Origin of the sequence: Tardiphaga sp. (assembly GCF_025356345.1) — a bacterium.
Lineage (GTDB): Bacteria > Pseudomonadota > Alphaproteobacteria > Rhizobiales > Xanthobacteraceae > Tardiphaga.
Map to the genome: position 1 here is coordinate 1 of NZ_JANXTC010000193.1, position 15,134 is coordinate 15,134.

Below are 15,134 nucleotides of genomic sequence, written 5' to 3' on the forward strand. Positions count from 1 at the left end.
AAAGCCGCGAACAGCCCGGAAAAGTTGATGTCGACGATCTCGACCTTGGGACGGCCGAGGTCCTTGCCGATCTCGTTGATCAGATCGGCGCCAAAGCCCTCCGGGCCATTGGCGCCGCGCACCATCCAGGGCGCCACGCCGAAGTCGGAGGCGACCACCAGCGGCTTGTCCGAGGGATGGTCAGCTTCCTGCGCGATGGCGATGCCGGTCGCGCCGGTGGCTGACAATAGCAGCGCAAGCAGCGTGGATTTCAGTTTCATGTCGTGTCCTTTCGGGCTGGGCAATGATCAGAGCGGGGCGGGGTGAGTGGCCTGCCAGTGCCGGGCGATATCGCCGCGGCGGCAGACCCACACGTTGGAATGCTGGGCGACATGGTCGAGGAAGCGCCGTAGTCCCATCGCGCGGCCGGGGTGGCCGATGATTCGGGTGTGCAGCCCGACCGACATCATCTTCGGCGCAATGGCGCCTTCGGCATAGAGCAGGTCGAAGGCATCGCGCAGATAATGAAAGAAGTCGTCGGCGGTGGCCATCGCGCCGCGGCTGAACTTGGCGTCGTTGTTGGCGAGGCCATACGGCACCACGAGATGCGGTCGGCCCAGCACTTTGGTCCAGTACGGCAACTCGTCATTATAAGCGTCGGAATCGTACAGAAAGCCGCCTTCCTCGACGACGAGGCGGCGGGTGTTGAGGCTGGGCCCGTAGCGGCAATACCAGCCGAGCGGCCGCGCGCCGATGGTCCGCGTCAGGCTCTCGATGGTCCCGCGGATGCGTTCGCGCTCGTCGGTCTCGCTGAGCAGTTGATGGCGCTCCCAGCGCCAGCCATGCGCGCAGACATCGTAATCGAGTTCGCGGATCGCGGCGCAGGCCTCGTCGTTGCGTTCCAACGCCAGCGCGCAGCCCATCACCGTGGCGGTCATGCCGCGCTCCGACAGCATGCGCAGCACCCGCCAGAAGCCGATCCGGCTGCCATATTCGAACATCGATTCGGCGGCCAGATCGCGGCCGTCGAAGCCGCCGGCGCCGCCCTCGGTCAGCGCGGTCTCGGTGAAATTGTCGCCATCGGCAAAGGATGGCTCGGAGCCTTCCTCGTAATTGATGCAGAAGTTCAGTGCGATTCGCGCCTCGCCGGGCCATTGCGGATGCGGCGGTGTGCGGCCGTAGCCGACAAAGTCGCGTGCGAGGTGTTCGTCATGGGCAGGCATCGGCGCGGCTCTATTCGTTTGGCAGGATGACATGTACCTCGGCATCGAGGCTGACGAACACGTCGTCATCGTCGCGGCCGGTGGTATTCATTGCCACCACGAATTCCATCGCAGGTCCCAATACGGTCATCGGATGATGCCAGACATTGCGCGCAAAGGTGACCGCCTGATGGGCGCCGGCGACAAAGCAGCGCAGCGTCGCGAGGTCGGGCGAGCCGTCCGGCGCCGCACCGCAAACGATCGCCAGATAATTTTCGGCGCCGAGCGGGACGAAGGTCTGGGCCGAGAACGGGTGGCGCTCCAGCGTCGTCAATTGCATCGGCAGGGCGCCGCTGCGCGCCGCGGCGCTGATCCACATCACCGGTGTCGCGGCATCCTGGCTGCGCTCGGCCGATACGGGCAGGTAACGTCGGCGCGCATCGATCGGTCGCTGCGCGACGTCGCCATAGGCCGCGAAAGCGATCGGCGATAGCGGCTCGGGCGCTAGGGTAAAACGGACGGCTTCGACGATCGACATTTTATGTGCTCGATATTGCGGGCTTCACCACTGAGGCCCCGCCGCCCGTCGGTCAAGGATGGTCCGCTTTAAACCTGCGTCAAAAATGGACGTTTGCCGAGAAAAATTTTGGCAATCGATGGTCATCCGCGTGCGGCGGTGTCTTCTTCCGGTCCGGATTGGACGTTGTGTGCATCACCCCGGCGCGGTACTCATGGGGACATGAAAGCTGATCCGATCGTCACCATCGCCGGCCTGAACAAGTGGTTTGGCGATTTCCACGTGCTGCGCGATATCGATCTCACGGTCGGCCGCGGCGAACGCATCGTGATCTGCGGCCCGTCCGGCTCCGGCAAATCGACGCTGATCCGCTGCATCAACGCGCTGGAGGAGTTTCAGGAAGGCCACATCAATGTCGATGGCATCGAGCTCGGTCCGAATCTGCGCCGCGTCGATGACGTCCGACGCGAGGTCGGCATGGTGTTCCAGAGTTTCAACCTGTTTCCGCATCTGACGGTGCTGGAGAATTGCACGCTGGCGCCGATCTGGGTGCGCAACATGCCGAAGAAGGACGCCGAAGCCGCGGCGATGAAATATCTCGAACGGGTGCGGATTCCGGACAAGGCCAATAAATTTCCGGGCCAGATTTCCGGCGGCCAGCAGCAGCGCGTCGCCATTGCCCGCGCGCTGACCATGAATCCGAAGGTGATGCTGTTCGACGAGCCGACCTCCGCGCTCGATCCGGAAATGGTCAAGGAGGTGCTTGAGACCATGGTCGATCTCGCCGATGAGGGCATGACCATGCTGGTAGTGACCCACGAGATGGGATTTGCCAAGGAAGTTGCCAGCCGGGTGCTGTTCATGGATGCCGGCCAGATCATCGAGACCAATACACCCGGCGAATTTTTCGATCATCCGCGGCACGCCCGCACCAAGCTGTTTCTCGGGCAGATACTCCGATAGCATCGACTTGCTTGCCAATAGTCAAGACGCGGATCCTTCACCTCTCCCCATTGGGGAGAGGTCGACCGGGCGTAGCGCAGCGAAGCCCGGACGGGTGAGGGGGCTGAGCGCCGTCGATAGTCCAGTGCCCCCCTCACCCCAGCCCTCTCCCCAACGGGGAGAGGGGGCGCACGGCCGGCGTGTGATATCAGACGTTGGCTAAGTTAACGCTGCCGCTTTACAACGTCGCCACCTGCGGCGCGGTGGGATCGGTCTGGCTCGCTTGCCGCACTTGCTCCAGAAACGCTTTGGCCAGCCGAGACAGCGGCGCCTCTTTCGCCCACAGCACATAGGCCACCGACGGAATTTTCGGCGTGAACGGCCTCACGACGAGGGCCTGTCCGCCATGCTGGCGCGCCGACATCGGGTCGACCACCGCGGCGCCAACGCCGGCGGCGGCCAGCATGCAGGCCGTATTGCAGTAGCGCACTTCGACGGTCGGCCGGAATGGCACGCCGGCGCTCGCGAAATTTTCGCGCACCGCATCGCCCAGTCGCGTGCCGCGCTCCAGCCCGATGAAGGGCAGGCCGGTGAGGTCGGCGGCGGAAATCAGCGGCCGGTCGATCAGCGGATGATCGGGCGGCAGCACGCAGACCATCTCGCCGGTGTGCAGCACTTCTCGGGCGATGCCAGCGTGCTGCGACAGGCCGAGCGCGAAGCCAAGCTCCGCGGTGCCGCTCAACACGCCGTCGATGATCCCCTCATAACGCCGCACGTCGAACGACACCCGCGTCCGCGGCCGGCGACCCAGAAATCTGGACAGTGCCGGCGAGATGATGCCGGAGGCGAGCGGTGGCGTCGCCACGATCGACAGCCGTGCCGAATGCGCCTCGCGAAAATCGCGTACGCGGTTTTCCAGCTTCGCATGCAGCGCGAAGATGGCGTCGCTCTCCTTGTACAGCGACAGCGCCTCGGCGGTCGGCACCAGCCGGTTGTTGACGCGTTCGAACAGGGCAAATCCCGCCTGCGACTCCATCGCCTTCAGCGCATTGCTGATCGCCGGTTGCGACAGCGCCAGTTCGTCAGCGGCCGCGACCGTGGTGCGGTGGCGGATCACCGCTCGCAGGATTTCCAGTTGGCGCAGGTTCATATCATCACCGGTTATTGTCTGGGCCGAAATATCATAGCACGGACGATTGCATTTGGCTTCGTATCTGCCTGTAATCACACACGTATCCAGCGCTCTCGATGAGGCAATGCCCGCCTCTTGAAGCAGCAGGTCGCCCAGATTGGAGGCAATGTTGTCCCGTATTTTCCGCGCCGCCGCCGCCCAGATGGGGCCGACCCAGCTGACGGATTCACGCGCGCACACGCTCGGCCGCATGATCGGGTTGCTGGAGGCGGCGGCTGCGCGCGGTGCCAGCCTCGTGGTGTTTCCTGAACTGGCCTTCACCACCTTTTTTCCGCGCTGGTTGCTCGAGGGCGAAGCGCTCGATCACTTCTATGAACGCGCGATGCCCAATGCCGAGGTGCAACCGCTGTTCGATCGCGCCCGTACGCTCGGTATCGGTTTCTATGCCGGTTACGCCGAGATGACGGCGGAAGGAAAGCGTTTCAACTGCTCGATCCTGGTTGATACCAAGGGTGAGATTATCGGCCGCTATCGCAAGGTGCATCTGCCGGGCTCGGTCGAGCCCCGCGCGGGCGCGCGCTACCAGCAGCTGGAAAAGCGCTATTTCGACTATGGTGATCTCGGCTTCCCGACTTTTCGCGCGTCGTCCCAGTGGCGTGACGCGGTCGTCGGCATGATGATCTGCAACGACCGCCGCTGGCCGGAATCCTGGCGCGTCCTGGGCATGCAGGGCGTCGAGCTGGTCTGCGTCGGCTACAATTCCGCGGCCTACGATCCCAATGGCGGCAGCACTGAGGACGCCTCGCTTCGCACCTTCCACTCCAGGCTGGTCGCGCAGGCCAACGCCTATATGAATGCGACCTGGGCGATCGCGGTGGCCAAGGCCGGCGACGAGGACGGCTCCGGCCTGATCGGCGGTTCCTGCATCATCGATCCCAATGGCGTCATTGTTGCCGAAGCGACGACACTCGCCGATGAGGTCATCGTCGCGGACATCGATCTCGACCTCTGTCGCCAGGGCAAGGACAAGATGTTCAATTTCGCCGCGCACCGGCGTCCCGAGCACTATGCCGTCATCACCGAGCGCGCCGGCGCGATCGAGCCGCCGCTGATCGACGCGGCCACGCCATGAGCGACACGGCGAAGCTCGCGGCAGGCTTCCCTGATCTCTCCGTGCTGACCGTGGCGCGCCAGCCGCGCTGGGGGCGCTGGCTGACCGCCGCGGCCATCGTGCTGATGCTGGCTGCGATCGGCCGCGCCTTCGCCAATGGCCAGATCGAGTGGTCCTATGTCGGCCGCTTCCTGACCGTGCCGGTGATCCTGCACGGCATCGCCAACACCATGGTGATGGCGGTGCTGGCAATGGCGCTGGGCATCGTGCTCGGCGTGGTCATCGCCATCATGCGGCTGTCGTCCAATCCGGTGCTGAAGTCGGTTGCCGCGGGCTATACGTGGCTGTTTCGCGGCACGCCGCTGATCCTGCAGCTGCTGCTGTGGTTCAATCTCGCGCTGGTGTTTCCGACCATCGGCATTCCCGGCCTGTGGTCGGTGCGCGCCGTCGACGTGATGACGCCGTTTCTCTCCGCGCTGCTCGGCCTCGGAATCAATCAAGGCGCCTATACGTCCGAAGTGATGCGCGCCGGCATCCTGTCGGTCGATGTCGGACAATATGAGGCGGCGCAGGCGATCGGCATGGGGCGGCTGCGGACGTTGCGCCGGATCATCCTGCCGCAGGCGATGCGGATGGTGACGCCGCCGCTCAGCAACGAGTTCATCGGCATGGTGAAGGCAACTTCGCTCGCGTCAGTCATCCAGTATCCCGAATTGCTGCATAGCGCCGAGAATATCTATTACGCCAATTCCCGCGTCATCGAGCTCCTGATCGTCGCGAGTCTCTGGTACCTGCTGGTGGTGTCGATTCTGACGCCGCTGCAGATGCTGCTCGAACGCCGCTTTTCGCGCGGCACCTTGCAGATCGTCCGATGACAAACCCCCTCGTTGCCATCCGCTCCGTCAGCAAGAATTTTGCCGAATTCCAGGCGCTGAAGCAGGTGTCGCTGGATGTCCATGCCGGCGAAGTGCTGTGCCTGATCGGCGCCTCCGGCTCCGGCAAGACCACGTTGCTGCGCTGCGTCAACCAGCTCACGGTGATCGATTCGGGCGGCATCTGGCTGGATGGCGAGCTGCTTGGCGTCCGCGAGCAGGGCGGCAAGCTGCATCGCCTGTCCGAGCGCCAGGTCGCGCAGCAGCGGTTGAAGACCGGGATGGTGTTCCAGCGCTTCAACCTGTTTGCGCACAAGACCGCGCTGGAAAATATCACCGAAGGCCCGCTGCAGGTCCAAGGCCGCGAGCCGGCCGACGCGAAAGCCGAGGCGATGGAGCTGCTCCGCCGGGTTGGCCTCGCCGACAAGGCTGGCAACTATCCGTCGCAACTGTCCGGCGGCCAGCAGCAGCGCGTCGCGATTGCCCGGGCCCTGGCGATGAAGCCGATGCTGATGCTGTTCGACGAGCCGACCAGCGCGCTCGATCCCGAACTGGTCGGCGAGGTGCTCACGGTGATGAAGGAACTGGCGCGCAGCGGCATGACCATGATGGTGGTGACGCATGAGCTCGGCTTTGCGCGCGAGGTGGCCGACCGCGTCGTCTATATGGACCAGGGCGTGATCGTCGAATCCGGCCCTGCCGCCGAAGTCCTCGGTGAGCCACGCGAGGCCCGCACAAAATCGTTTCTGTCCGCCGTGCTGTCATGACGCATTTCAACTGTTCACCCCACGCCAATCGAGGTTCCCTCATGAAGATCCTGCTCGCGGCCGCGCTCGCCTCCACCCTCGGCGCCTCGGTGGCGATGGCTGAATTGCCGGCCGACATCGTCAAGGCGGGCAGCATCAAGGTGGCGATCGTGCCGAATTATCCGCCGATGGAATTCAAGGATCCTTCCACCAACACGCTGACCGGTTTCGACGTCGAACTCGGCGAGGCGTTGGGCCGCAAGCTCGGTATCAAGATCGCCTGGCAGGAAACCAGTTTCGACCAGATGATGCCGGCGATCTCCACCGGTCGCGTCGATGCGATCCTGTCGGGGATGACCGACGTCGCAACACGGCATGACGCGGCCACTTTCGTTGACTATTTGCGCAACGGTCCGCTGTTCTTTGTGCAGAACTCCCGCGCCACCGAGTTCAAGGACATGGCGGCATTGTGCGGCAAGAAGGTCGGCGCTTCCCGGCGCACCAACATGCCGAAGTTGATCGAGGTCTGGAGCAATGCCAATTGCGCTGCGGCACCGATCGTCTTTGTCGGCACCGAAGGCTCGGCTGATGCCCGCACGCAATTGCGCCAGGGCCGTATCGACGCCGCGGTGCAGGGCGGCGAGACGTTGCCTTACATCATGGACCTCGAACCCGGCGTTTATCTGCCGGTCGGCGGCGTGTTCTCTACCCAATTCACCGGCCTGGCACTTCCGGTCAAGGAAACCGGTCTGCAGCAGGCCATGGTGCAAGCCCTTGACGGGCTGATCGCCGACGGCACCTACAAGGCGCTGCTGGCGAAATGGAAACTGACGGACTACGGCGTGGAAAAGGCGACGATCAATGCAGGACAGTAAGGCGCTCGCGGGCATCCCGCTCGTTCCCTCCAACACCGCGCCGCCGGCGCCGCGATTTCCGTGGCCAAAACCCTTTACGTCGGCGATGTTCCTGTCGTTCGACGTCGACGCCGAAAGCGCCTGGACCGGCAAGGACGCCGCGCATGCCGAGCGCCTGATCACCATGAGCTATGGCGGCTATGAGGCGCGCGTCGGCACGCCAAAACTGCTGGAGTTGCTCGATCAGCTCGACCTCAGGGCGACATTCTTCATCACCGGCTGGGCGGTCGATGCGCATCCGGCGATGGCGGAATCGATCCTCAAGGCGGGTCACGAGATCGGCCATCACGGCTATCACCATCTGCTGGTGGATCCCGGTGATGACGTCGAGGAGGAACTTCAGCGCGGCTTCGACGCGTTGAAGCGTCATCTCGGCGTGGTGCCGACGGGCTACCGCGCGCCGGTCGGCGAATTCACCGAGGCGCTGCGCGTGGCGCTGGTGCGCCACGGCATCGCCTACACGTCATCGTTCCGCGATGACGTGCGGCCGTATCGCCACCGTCTGAAGGACGGCTCGCCCGGGACCATCGAATTGCCGGTGACCTCGAGCTCTGACGACTGGATGCACGGTCTGTCGGCGCGGTTCAGCCCGCGCTCGATCTTCCCGAAGGAGCACGTGCTGTCGATGTGGAAGGATGATCTCGACGAGACCCGCGAGTGGGGCGCGATGGTCACCACCGTGCTGCATCCGCAGGTCTCCGGCCGGCCGATGCGGCTGCGGCTGCTGCGCGAATTTCTCACCTACGCCAAATCCTGTGAGGATCTGTGGATCGCCACCGGCGAGGAGATCGTGGTGAATTACCAACTGAACGAAGCGGCCGCGGTGGCAACCGCGGCGGAGTGATTCCTGTCCCGGACGCAGATTGTAGATTGTCGGGTGGGCAAAGCTTGCGCCGTGCGAAGCGCGGCTAAGCGTGCCCGCGCGTCGGACTGTTCGCCCGAAAAGGCGTGATTACGGCGCAAAGGCGCCTTTGCCCACCCTACGAAGCGCTCTCGATAACAGGAGCTACTTTTGCAACTTTCCCGTCGTTCTCTGCTGAAAGCCGCGGCGATCGCGCCGGCCATGTCGCTGCCCGGCATCGTGCGCGCGCAGGCGCAGACCACGCTGCGTTTCATGCCGGTGATCGATCTGACCTTTCTCGATCCGATCTTCTCCACCGCGCAGGTGTCGCGCAACCATGGCTTCATGGTCTACGACACGCTGTACGGCATGAATTCCGCGCTGGAGATCTCGCCGCAGATGGTGTCCGGCCACGTGGTGTCGCATGACGACAAGCAGTGGGATTTGACGCTGCGCGATGCCCTGTTCTGGCATGATGGCGAACGCGTGCTGGCGCACGACTGCGTCGCCAGCATCAAGCGCTGGGCACTGCGCGACGGCTTTGGCGCCGAACTGATGGCGGCGACGGAAGAGCTGTCCGCGCCCGATGATCGCACCATCCGATTCCGCCTCAGGCGCCCGTTCCCGCTGCTGCCGACGGCGCTCGGCAAGGCCGCGGTGCAGGCCGCCTTCATGATGCCGGAAAGGCTGGCGGCTCAGGATGCCTTCAAGGCGCTCAAGGAGGTGGTCGGCAGCGGACCGTTCCGCTTTGTCGCTGATGAGCGCATCGACGGCGCGCGCAATGTCTATGCGAAGTTCGACAAGTATGTCCCGCGCGGCGACGGCCGGCCGGACTGGACCGCTGGCCCGAAGATCGTGCATTACGACCGGGTAGTGTGGACCACGATGCCCGACGCGGCCACCGGCGTCGCCGCGTTGCAGCGGGGCGAGCAGGACTGGCAGGAGACCGCGCCGCACGATCTGCTGCCGATCCTGAAACGCGCCGACGTCAACATCCGTGTGCTCGATCCGCGCGGCTACACCTGCATGATGCGCGTCAACCATTTGCAGCCGCCGTTCGACAATCCGGCGATCCGCCGCGCGCTGATGGGTGCGATCGACCAGGCCTCGTTCATGACCGCGGTGGCCGGCGACGATCCGGCCTATCAGGTGTCGCCGATCGGCTTCTTCGCGCCGGGCACGCCGCTCGCCAGCGACGTTGGTCTCGACGTGCTCCGCGGCTCGCGCGACATGGTCAAGGTGAAAGCCGATATCAAGGCCGCCGGTTACAATGGTGAGAAGGTGGTGCTGCTGGTGCCGCTGAATTCGCTGGCGCAAAAGCCGCTCGGCGACGTCGCCGCGGACATGCTGCGGCAGGCCGGCATGAATGTGGAAGTGGCCGGATTGGATTTCGGCACGGTGCTGCAGCGGCAGTTGAGGAAGGAGCCTGTCGCGGACGGCGGCTGGAGCGCCGGCGTCGGCAACTGGCAAGGCATCGACTGGCTGAACCCGGCCGCCAATACCAATCTGCGCGGCGATGGCCGCGCCGCCGGCTGGTACAAGAGCGACAAGATGGGAAGCTTGCGCAACGCCTGGCTGGCGGCGCCCAATCTCGCCGAGCAGCAGCGTATCTGCCGCGATATCCAGGCGCTGGCGTTCGAGGAAGTGCCATATTATCCGATCGGCCAGTACAACCAGCCGACCGCCTATCGCAAGACTATCACCGGCATCCTCGATGGCACCGCCGTATTCTGGAATGTGAGGCCGGCATGACCACGACCGCGATCTTCGGCAGCTATGTGCTGGCCCGCAAGGACGGCGCGCAGGATGTCTTGCGCGATCACTGGGTGCTGCTGGAAGGCAATCGCATCGCCGCTGTGACGCGCGACCGGCCACAAGCGGCGCTGGTGTTCGACAAACCCGGGCGCTTCATCCTGCCGGGGCTCTTGAATCTGCACAACCATTGCTACAGCGAAGCCATTGCGCGGAGCCACACCGAGGACGGCAATGGTCGTCGCGGCAACAAGAGCATCGTCTATACGGTGCTGCTGCCGCTGACCAAGCGCGGCGCCGAATTGCTGTCTCCGCGGGAGCGGCTGGCAGTCGCACGGCTCGGCATCCTGCAGCTGCTGCGCGGCGGCGTCACCACGGTGATGGATTCGTTCCGCAACAGCATTCCCGAAATGTTCGAAGCCGCCGCCGAAATGGGTATCCGTTTCTACGGCGCGCCCTATCTGTTTTCCACGGCCGATGCGAAGGCCAATTCCGACGGCACCGTGACCTATGCCGGGGACGACGGCGAAGCCGACTTCGCCATCTGGAATGCGCTGTACGGGCGCTGGAACAAGCAGGGCGACGGCCGGATCGGACTGGCGATGAGCCCGCACGCCACCGACACCTGCGGCCCCGATTTGTTCAAGGCTTGTGCTGCGCGTGCGCGCGAACTCGGTGTGCCGATCACCACCCATATGGCGCAAAGCCCGGAGGAAGTCGCTGTTATCGCGCAGCGCTATGGTGGCCGCACGCCGGCGGAATATCTCGACTGGCTCGGCGTACTGGCGCCGGACCTGATGGCGGCGCATTGCATGTCGAGCACCGACGCCGATCTCCGGCTGATGGCCGCGCGCGGCGCCACCGTGCTGAACTGTCCGCGGGTGTTCGCGCGCTCCGGCGTCACCGCGGCGTTCAGTCGTTTTCGCGAGCACGGCGTCCGTACCGTGGTCGGCACCGACGGCTACAACCAGGATTTTCTCGGCGAACTCAATGCCGCCTCGATGATTTCAAAACTATCATCCGGCAAGGCCGATGTCGCTACCGCGCCCGAACTGATCGAAGCCGTGACCGCGACCGCCGCCGGCGTGCTCAGGCGTCCCGACCTTGGCGTGATTGTCCCGGGCGCCACGGCGGATCTCACCGTGGTCGACATGACCCATCCGCATCTGCGGCCGATGTATGATCCACGCCGTGGCCTGATCGCGCTGGCCAACCGCGCCAATATCGACCAGGTCGTGGTCGACGGCCACGTCCTCGTCGATGCCGGCCGCTATCTCAACGGCGACGAGGCCGCGATCATCGCGGCGGGCAATGCGGCGGTCGGCAGGATCTGGGATCTGCCGGAGGCCCGCGCCGCCTTCAGTGGTTGAGATCGCCGTCGGTCCGCGGTGATACGCCTTCGATCAGACCTGGGCTGAAGCTTTTGCCGCCGCCAGCATCTCGATGTGCGGCACCGCCTCGACCAGCTCGCGCGTATAGGCGGTCCTGGGATTGTCGAACAGCGCGTGACTCTCGCCTTCCTCGACGATCTCGCCGTTGCGCAGCACGATGGTACGCTGGCACATCATGCGCACCACGTTGAGGTCATGGCTGACGAACAGGAACGACAACCCGTCCTCGCGGCGCAGCCGCTCCAGCAATTGCAGCACCACCGCCTGTACCGAGACGTCGAGCGCGGCGGTGGGCTCGTCCAGCACCAGCAGCCGCGGCTCGCAGGCGATGGCACGGGCGATGCCGATGCGGGCCTTCTGGCCGCCGGACAATTGATGCGGAAAGCGCTGCAGCAGGTCGGCCGGCAGGCCGACCCGGCTGGCGCATTCATGGACGCGCGACCGGAGCTTGTCGCCACTGCGCAGGCCGGCCAGTCGCATCAGGGGATGCGCGATGCAATCGAACGCGGTGAAGCGCGGATTGAGACTCTCGTTCGGATCCTGGAATACGATCTGGATGTCGCGGCGCTGCGGCGCCTTGTGGAAATCCCGCGCCGGGATGTGGCTGATGGATTGGCCGTCGAAATTGATCTGGCCCTCGCTCTGGTCGAGCAGCCGGCAGATCATCCGCGACGTCGTGCTCTTGCCGGAGCCGGATTCGCCGACCAGGCCGACGCTTTCGCCGGCCGCCATCACCATCGAAAAGCTCTTCAGCGCCAGCGTGCCGTCGGGGAAGCGTTTCACCAGATTCTGTACGTCGAGCAGCGGCGGCGTGCCATTCGCCGGCGCCGGCCGTGGCACCGCGGCGATGGTCGGCGGCAGCGCGCGGTCCTCGCCGGTGACGAGATCCTCGACCCGCGAGGTGGCGGTCGGCGAGGCCGCGACCAGGCGCTTGGTGTAAGGGTGCTGCGGCGCGCGGAACAGCGTCAGCGCCTCGGCCTGCTCGACCAATTTGCCCTGTTCCATCACCACCACATTGCGGCAGTAGCGCGCGGCGAGCCCCAGGTCATGGGTGATCAGAATGGTCGCCATGCCCCGCTCGGCGGCGATCGACGCCAGCAGGTCCATCACCACTTTCTGCGTGGTGACGTCGAGACCGGTGGTCGGCTCGTCGGCGATCAGCAGCGCCGGATTGCAGGAGATCGCCATCGCGATCATCACGCGCTGGCACATGCCGCCGGACAATTCATGCGGATAGGCGCTCATGCGCTTCTCGGGATCGCGGATCTGCACCGCGCGCAGCAGATCGAGCGACTCGGCACGGGCCTGCTCGGCGGAGATTTTCTTGTGCGCGAGAATGGCGTCGGCGATCTGCTGGCCGACGGCCCGGATCGGGTTGAGCGCGCCGCGCGGGTTCTGGAAGATCATGGCCATCGCCGAGCCGTGCATCTCGCGCAAGCCGGCGCTCGACAGTTTGGTGATCTCGCGGTCGCGGAACGAGATACGGCCGGCGCTGATCTTGCCGGCATTGTCGAGCAGGCGGGTAATGGCAAAGCCGGTCACCGACTTGCCGGAGCCGCTCTCGCCAACGATGCCGAGGGTTTCGCCTTGTCCGAGCGACAGCGAGACGCCGCGTACCGCCTCGACCGGGCCGCGCCGGGTCGAGAACGTGACATGCAGATTATCGATTTCGAGAAGGGGCTTGGTCATCTCGCTGACTCAGGTCCGCTGCCGGGGATCGAGAATGTCGCGCAGCCCATCGCCGAGCAGATTGAAGCACAGCACGGCCATCATCAGCGCCAGGCCGGGAAACGCCACCAGCCACCATTTGCCGGTCGAGATGAAGCGTGCGCCCTCGGCGACCATGATGCCCCATTCCGGCGTCGGCGCCTTCACGCCGAGGCCGATGAAGGACAGGCCGGCGGCGTTGATGATCGCCCAGCCGAGGTTCAGCGACATCTGTACCACCATCGCCGGCAGCACGTTGGGCAGCAGGAAACGCAGCACGACCGAGACGTGGCTTTCGCCGCTGGCGCGCGCGGCTTCGACCCAGCCGAGGTTGCGGCGCACGTTCACCTCGGCGCGGGCGAAGCGGATGTAGAACGGCAAATTGATGATCGCGGTGGCGATGACGATGTTCTCGACCCGGTTGCCGAGGGCGGCGACCATGGCCATTGCCAGCACGAATAGCGGGAACGCCATCAGCACGTCGACGAAGCGGCCGACGGCGCGGTCGAGCCGCCCGCCGGAATAGCCGCACAGCGCGCCGATCACCGCGCCCAGCACGAAGGAGATGCCGACGGCGGAGATGGCAATGGCGAGATCGAGCTGGGTGGCGACGATGATGCGGCTGAACACGTCGCGGCCAAGCTGGTCGGTGCCGGCCCAGTGCGCCCAGCTCGGCGGCATCAGGGCATTGGCGACGTTGGAGGCGATCGGATCGTAGGGCGCCAGCCAGGGCGCGAAGATGCCCACCGCGATCAACACGGTCGAGCCCGCGGCGGCGATGCCGGTGATAGGATTGCCGCGCAGGATGAACGCCGCATGCTGAAAGGTCGCGCTGTTCATCCGATGGAAATCCTGGGGTCGGCGATGCCGTAGAGCACATCCACGACCAGATTGACGATGACGAATACGAACGCCATCAGGAGAACGAAACCCTGCACCGGCGCATAGTCCGACGACAGCAGCGCATCGAGCGCGTAGGAGGCGACGCCGGGCCACGAGAACACTTTCTCGACCAGCACGTTGGCGCCGAGCATGGTGGAGAACACGATGCCGGCGATGGTGATGACCGGGAGAATGGCGTTGCGAAGCGCATAGGTGACGACGATGCGCCACCATGACAACCCGACCGATCGCGCGGTGCGGACGAAGTCGCTGCCGAGCGAGGCCAGCATCGAGGCGCGGGTGATGCGCGCCAGGGGCGCGATCACGAACAGCGCCATGGTGCAGGCGGGCAGGATCAACTGCTTGAAGGCCGCCCACCAGCCCTCGAGGTCACCGGCGATCAGGAAGTCGATCAGCAGGAAGCCGGTATGCCGGGGCGGCTGGCTGATGAAGATATCGACGCGGCCGGTCGGGTCAGGCGCGATGCCGAGCAGATAATAGAACACATAGATCAGCAGCAGTCCGGAGACGAAGGTCGGCACGCAGACGCCAAGCGCGCAGAAGAAGCGAACGCCGTGGTCGACCAGCGAGCCCGGTTTGAGCGCGGCGAGAATGCCGAGCGGAATTGCCAGCACCATGGCGATCAGCAGCGCCGAGAAGGTCAGCTCCAGCGAGGCGGGCAGGCGGTCGTGCAGATCCTTGGTGACGGTCTGGCCGGTCATCAGCGAACGGCCGAGATTGCCGCGGCCGACATCGTAGAGATACAGCACGAGTTGGGTGGGCACCGGCTTGTCGAGGCCCATCTGCTTGCGGATGGTCTCGATCTCTTCCTTGCCGGCATTCGGGCCGGAGGCGAAGAATACCGCGGGATCGCCCGGCAGCACGCGCATCAAGAGGAACGTGAAAATCAGCACGCCGAACAACGCCGGCAAGGACGAGGCAAAGCGTCGCGCGGCGCGTCTAGCGGTCGAGGCCAGCTTCATCAACACAAAGGGTACGCCTTGATTGGTCTTGAAATAGAAGCACACGGCCGATGATCGTCATTGCGAGGAGCGAAGCGACGCGGCAATCCAGAAGGCCGCACGTTCGGAAGAACTGGATTGCTTCGTCGCAAGGGCTCCTCGCAATGACGGTTGCGAGTCGCGG

15 protein-coding genes are annotated in these 15,134 nt (G+C 64.8%); 8 read left to right on the forward strand and 7 right to left on the reverse strand.

The features are described from left to right. From Q0S16_RS11440 to Q0S16_RS11450, 3 genes are all read right to left on the reverse strand, one after another. A partial coding sequence (locus Q0S16_RS11440; protein WP_366517821.1) for a transporter substrate-binding domain-containing protein occupies window positions 1-260 on the reverse strand: 260 nt, incomplete at its 3' end. Between the two features lie 27 nt (window positions 261-287). After that, window positions 288-1,202, reverse strand: a complete 915-nt coding sequence (locus Q0S16_RS11445) for an allantoinase PuuE (RefSeq protein WP_295848270.1) — start codon at window positions 1,200-1,202, stop codon at window positions 288-290. Between the two features lie 10 nt (window positions 1,203-1,212). Then, window positions 1,213-1,719 carry an ureidoglycolate lyase gene (locus tag Q0S16_RS11450; RefSeq protein ID WP_295848272.1) on the reverse strand — a complete coding sequence of 169 codons (507 nt, stop codon included), beginning with the start codon at window positions 1,717-1,719 and terminating at the stop codon, window positions 1,213-1,215. Window positions 1,720-1,920: 201 nt separating this feature from the next. Here Q0S16_RS11450 and Q0S16_RS11455 point away from each other — a divergent pair, with 201 nt between their 5' ends. Beyond that, a complete protein-coding gene (locus Q0S16_RS11455) occupies window positions 1,921-2,661 on the forward strand; it encodes an amino acid ABC transporter ATP-binding protein (RefSeq protein ID WP_295848274.1) in 741 nt (246 codons plus the stop codon). A 217-nt stretch (window positions 2,662-2,878) separates the two neighbouring features. On the opposite strand, the gene Q0S16_RS11460 is transcribed toward Q0S16_RS11455, so the two are convergent. Continuing rightward, entirely contained in the window at window positions 2,879-3,790 is a 912-nt protein-coding gene (locus Q0S16_RS11460; protein ID WP_295848276.1) for a LysR family transcriptional regulator, read from the reverse strand. Between the two features lie 148 nt (window positions 3,791-3,938). On the opposite strand from Q0S16_RS11460, the gene Q0S16_RS11465 reads away from it, so the two are divergent. From Q0S16_RS11465 to Q0S16_RS11495, 7 genes are all read left to right on the forward strand, one after another. After that, a complete protein-coding gene (locus Q0S16_RS11465; RefSeq protein WP_295848278.1) occupies window positions 3,939-4,904 on the forward strand; it encodes an N-carbamoyl-D-amino-acid hydrolase in 966 nt (321 codons plus the stop codon). Next, complete coding sequence (locus tag Q0S16_RS11470) at window positions 4,901-5,758, forward strand: amino acid ABC transporter permease (protein WP_295848280.1); 858 nt, start codon at window positions 4,901-4,903, stop codon at window positions 5,756-5,758. Before Q0S16_RS11465 ends, Q0S16_RS11470 begins: the two co-directional genes overlap by 4 nt. Continuing rightward, on the forward strand, window positions 5,755-6,522 hold the full coding sequence (locus tag Q0S16_RS11475; protein WP_295848282.1) for an amino acid ABC transporter ATP-binding protein: 768 nt from the start codon (window positions 5,755-5,757) through the stop codon (window positions 6,520-6,522). Before Q0S16_RS11470 ends, Q0S16_RS11475 begins: the two co-directional genes overlap by 4 nt. 41 nt (window positions 6,523-6,563) lie before the next feature. Continuing rightward, the gene (locus tag Q0S16_RS11480) at window positions 6,564-7,376 is read left to right on the forward strand and encodes an ABC transporter substrate-binding protein (RefSeq protein WP_295848283.1); all 813 of its coding nucleotides are present in this window, start codon (window positions 6,564-6,566) and stop codon (window positions 7,374-7,376) included. Then, window positions 7,363-8,259: a polysaccharide deacetylase gene (locus tag Q0S16_RS11485; protein ID WP_295848286.1), complete on the forward strand. Its 897-nt coding sequence runs from the start codon at window positions 7,363-7,365 to the stop codon at window positions 8,257-8,259. The genes Q0S16_RS11480 and Q0S16_RS11485 overlap by 14 nt, the downstream gene beginning before the upstream one ends. 168 nt (window positions 8,260-8,427) lie before the next feature. After that, on the forward strand, window positions 8,428-10,008 hold the full coding sequence (locus Q0S16_RS11490; RefSeq protein ID WP_295848288.1) for an ABC transporter substrate-binding protein: 1,581 nt from the start codon (window positions 8,428-8,430) through the stop codon (window positions 10,006-10,008). Then, window positions 10,005-11,378, forward strand: a complete 1,374-nt coding sequence (locus tag Q0S16_RS11495) for an amidohydrolase family protein (protein ID WP_295848289.1) — start codon at window positions 10,005-10,007, stop codon at window positions 11,376-11,378. Before Q0S16_RS11490 ends, Q0S16_RS11495 begins: the two co-directional genes overlap by 4 nt. 33 nt (window positions 11,379-11,411) lie before the next feature. Here the strand turns inward: Q0S16_RS11495 and Q0S16_RS11500 are convergent, their stop codons facing one another. From Q0S16_RS11500 to Q0S16_RS11510, 3 genes are read right to left on the reverse strand one after another with little or no spacing between them, the layout of a single operon-like run. Continuing rightward, window positions 11,412-13,088 carry an ABC transporter ATP-binding protein gene (locus Q0S16_RS11500; RefSeq protein ID WP_295848290.1) on the reverse strand — a complete coding sequence of 559 codons (1,677 nt, stop codon included), beginning with the start codon at window positions 13,086-13,088 and terminating at the stop codon, window positions 11,412-11,414. 9 nt (window positions 13,089-13,097) lie between these two features. Further along, window positions 13,098-13,946, reverse strand: coding sequence for an ABC transporter permease (locus Q0S16_RS11505; RefSeq protein ID WP_295848292.1), 849 nt, complete (start codon window positions 13,944-13,946; stop codon window positions 13,098-13,100). Further along, window positions 13,943-14,971, reverse strand: a complete 1,029-nt coding sequence (locus Q0S16_RS11510; protein ID WP_295848322.1) for an ABC transporter permease — start codon at window positions 14,969-14,971, stop codon at window positions 13,943-13,945. Before Q0S16_RS11510 ends, Q0S16_RS11505 begins: the two co-directional genes overlap by 4 nt. Between the last annotated feature and the right edge of the window lie 163 nt (window positions 14,972-15,134).

Coding starts and splice junctions, on each gene's coding strand:
- Q0S16_RS11445 (WP_295848270.1), bottom strand. CDS start 1,202: ATGCCTGCCCATGACGAACACCTCGCACGCGACTTTGTCGGCTACGGC.
- Q0S16_RS11450 (WP_295848272.1), bottom strand. CDS start 1,719: ATGTCGATCGTCGAAGCCGTCCGTTTTACCCTAGCGCCCGAGCCGCTA.
- Q0S16_RS11455 (WP_295848274.1), top strand. CDS start 1,921: ATGAAAGCTGATCCGATCGTCACCATCGCCGGCCTGAACAAGTGGTTT.
- Q0S16_RS11460 (WP_295848276.1), bottom strand. CDS start 3,790: ATGAACCTGCGCCAACTGGAAATCCTGCGAGCGGTGATCCGCCACCGC.
- Q0S16_RS11465 (WP_295848278.1), top strand. CDS start 3,939: ATGTTGTCCCGTATTTTCCGCGCCGCCGCCGCCCAGATGGGGCCGACC.
- Q0S16_RS11470 (WP_295848280.1), top strand. CDS start 4,901: ATGAGCGACACGGCGAAGCTCGCGGCAGGCTTCCCTGATCTCTCCGTG.
- Q0S16_RS11475 (WP_295848282.1), top strand. CDS start 5,755: ATGACAAACCCCCTCGTTGCCATCCGCTCCGTCAGCAAGAATTTTGCC.
- Q0S16_RS11480 (WP_295848283.1), top strand. CDS start 6,564: ATGAAGATCCTGCTCGCGGCCGCGCTCGCCTCCACCCTCGGCGCCTCG.
- Q0S16_RS11485 (WP_295848286.1), top strand. CDS start 7,363: ATGCAGGACAGTAAGGCGCTCGCGGGCATCCCGCTCGTTCCCTCCAAC.
- Q0S16_RS11495 (WP_295848289.1), top strand. CDS start 10,005: ATGACCACGACCGCGATCTTCGGCAGCTATGTGCTGGCCCGCAAGGAC.
- Q0S16_RS11500 (WP_295848290.1), bottom strand. CDS start 13,088: ATGACCAAGCCCCTTCTCGAAATCGATAATCTGCATGTCACGTTCTCG.
- Q0S16_RS11505 (WP_295848292.1), bottom strand. CDS start 13,946: ATGAACAGCGCGACCTTTCAGCATGCGGCGTTCATCCTGCGCGGCAAT.
- Q0S16_RS11510 (WP_295848322.1), bottom strand. CDS start 14,971: ATGAAGCTGGCCTCGACCGCTAGACGCGCCGCGCGACGCTTTGCCTCG.